Annotated in this window: 2 protein-coding genes; both read left to right on the forward strand. The window is 76.4% G+C overall.

What is annotated here, in order from left to right; translation table 11 throughout:
* A partial coding sequence (locus ACTUAL_RS16340) for a class I SAM-dependent methyltransferase (protein ID WP_440900870.1) occupies nucleotides 1-512 on the forward strand: 512 nt, incomplete at its 5' end.
* The coding region (locus tag ACTUAL_RS16345; protein WP_440900871.1) for an FAD-dependent oxidoreductase at nucleotides 509-2,009 on the forward strand (1,501 nt) is incomplete at its 3' end. The genes ACTUAL_RS16340 and ACTUAL_RS16345, both read left to right, overlap by 4 nt.

Here is a 2,009-nt window from a genome sequence, read left to right on the forward strand (position 1 = left end):
CGGCGCTGCTGTCGGTCGCGCCCGAGGCGGAGATCACCGGGGTGGACGCCTCGGCGGGCATGATCGCGCGGGCGCGGGCCAAGGACTGGCCCGAGTCGGTGCGGTTCGTCAACGCCCGCGCCGAGGACCTGGCCGAGGAGGGCCCGTTCGACGGGATCCTCGCCGCCTACCTGGTGCGCAACCTCGCCGAGCCCGATCCGGTGCTGCGCAGCGTCTTCGACCTGCTCAAGCCCGGCGCCGCGTTCGTCGCCCACGACTACTCGGTGCGCGACTCGTGGGCGGGCGCGGCGGTGTGGACGGCGGTGTGCTGGTCGGTGATCATCCCGGCGGGCGCGGTGGTCACCCGCGACCCGAAGCTCTACACCTACCTGTGGCGCAGCGCGCTGCGCTTCGACGGGGCCGGCCGGTTCCGGGACCGCTTGCGCCGCACCGGGTTCACCGCCGTCTCCAGCACCACCGCCGGTGGCTGGCAGCGGGGGGTCGCGCACACCTTCCGGGGCGTGCGGGCGTGACGCGGGACCGCAGGGCGCGCAGGCTCCCCGGCCCGCGCGGCACGGCGGTCGCGTCCGGCGAGCCGCCCGTGGTCGTGGTGGTCGGCGGCGGCATCGCCGGGCTGTCGGCCGCGACGGTGCTGTCCGAGCGCGGCGTGCGGGTGGTGGTGTGCGAGCGCGAGGACTACCTGGGCGGCCGGGTCGGCGGCTGGCCGACCGAGCTGGCGGCCGGCAGCCGGGTGACGATGAAGCCCGGGTTCCACCCGTTATTAAGGCAGTACTACAAACAGCGCTCCCAGCTGGGCCGGGTCGACCCGACCGGGTCCGCGCTGGTGGCGATGCCGGACTACCCGTTGTGGCACGCGGGCGGGCACCGCGAGGGCTTCGCCGGGCTGCCGCGCAGCACGCCGTGGAACGCCGCCGGCTTCCTGCTGCGCAGCCCCACGTTCCGCTGGCGCGACCTGCCCGGCGTGGACGCGCGGGCCGCGCTGCCGCTGCTGGACGTGTCGGTGCCGCGCACCTACCACGAGCTCGACCACCTGGACGCGGCGGGTTACCTGGAGCGCCTGCGCTTCCCGGAGGCCGCGCACGCCCTGGCGTTCGAGGTGTTCTCCCGCAGCTTCTTCGCCCACCCCAGCAGGATGTCGGCGGCGGAGCTGGCGACGATGTTCCACATCTACTTCCTCGGCTCGGCCGAGGGCCTGCTGTTCGACGTGGCCGCGGACCCGTTCCCGCACGGGCTGTGGGACCCGCTGGCCCGCCGGATCACCGCGCGCGGCGGCGAGGTCCGCACCGGCTGCGCGGTCGAGTCGGTGCGACCGGGCGGGCCGCGCCGGTTCGCCGTGCGCGCGGGCGGTGAGGAGCTGCACGCGGACGCGGTGGTGCTGGCGCTGGACGTGGGCGGGCTCAAGTCGGTGGTGTCCGGCTCCCGGCTCGGCAGCGCGAAGTGGCGCGACCGGGTCGCCGCGCTGGAGAGCGCGCCGCCGTTCCTGGTGTCCCGGTACTGGCTGGACCGGCCGGTGTGGCCGGACCGGCCGGGGTTCCTGGGCACCAGCGGGTACGGGGCGCTGGACAACGTGACGGTGCTCAACTCCTACGAGCACGAGGCGCGGGCGTGGGCGGCGCGCACCGGCGGGTCCGTCGTGGAGCTGCACGGCTACTCGCTGCCGCCCGGCGTCGACGAGGAGGGCGCGCGGCGGGGGCTGCTGGAGCAGCTGCGGGTGGTGTACCCGGAGACGCGGGAGGCGCGGGTGGTGGACGAGCGGCACGAGCTGCGCGCGGACTGCCCGCTGTTCCCGCCGGGCGGTTTCGCGCGCAGGCCGGGTGTGCGCACCCCGGACGACTTCCTCGTGCTGGCCGGGGACCTGGTGCGGATCGACCTGCCGGTGGCGCTGATGGAGCGGGCCGCCACCACCGGGTTCGCCGCGGCGACCCAGCGGCTGGAGCGGTGGGGGCTCGCCGGGCCGGACCTGTGGACGGTGGCGGTGCGCGGGCGCGGACCGGGGCGGCGGCGCGGCG

It is taken from the genome of Actinosynnema sp. (genome assembly GCF_052038725.1).